A 637-nucleotide genomic window follows, 5' to 3' on the forward strand; every position below is an offset into this window, starting at 1 on the left:
ATCAGGTCGGCATTGGTGAACCCGGTCACCGCTTCACTGAAGGTGAAAGTGACCAATGAGGTTTCACCCACTGACAGGGCGCTGTCAGACATTGCAATGGTTGCCGTCGGACGCGCAGTGTCTATCGCGTAGTTACCTGAGTTAGTGAGACCGGTACCCGCGTTGCCATTGAGATCAGCCACGCCGCCGTTGTTAAGCGTGATGACGTTGCTGGCACTGGTAATAGCGGTTACAGGCGTAAACGTCGCCGTCCAGGTAACACCGCCGTCACTGCTGCTGACAGCGCTCAAGGTACCATTGGCAACGGAAAGGTCAGCATTGGTGAAACCGCTCACCGGCTCACTGAAAGTAATGGTCACCAGCGAGGTTTCACCAATCGCCAAGGCGTTGTCGGCCACTACGATGGTCGCCGTCGGGCGTGCAGTATCAATCGCATAGTTATTGGAGTCGGTGAGGCCGCTGCCAGTATTGCCGGAAGCGTTGGCGAAGCCTGCGTTATCCAGCGTGATCAGGTTGCTGATGTCGGTGACGTTGGCGTTCGGCGTCAGGGTTGCCGTCCAGGTAATACCGCCATCGCTACTGGTGACGGTGCTCAATGTGCCGTTGGGTACGACCAGGTCGGCGTTGGTGAAACCGG

1 protein-coding gene is annotated in these 637 nt (G+C 57.5%); it reads right to left on the reverse strand.

What is annotated here, in order from left to right; translation table 11 throughout:
* Positions 1-637 (reverse strand): Ig-like domain-containing protein (locus H8S59_RS26755; protein WP_246475623.1); only part of this gene is annotated, 637 nt, incomplete at both ends.

The sequence above is a fragment of the Pseudomonas folii genome (assembly GCF_014357575.1).
GTDB lineage: Bacteria > Pseudomonadota > Gammaproteobacteria > Pseudomonadales > Pseudomonadaceae > Aquipseudomonas > Aquipseudomonas folii.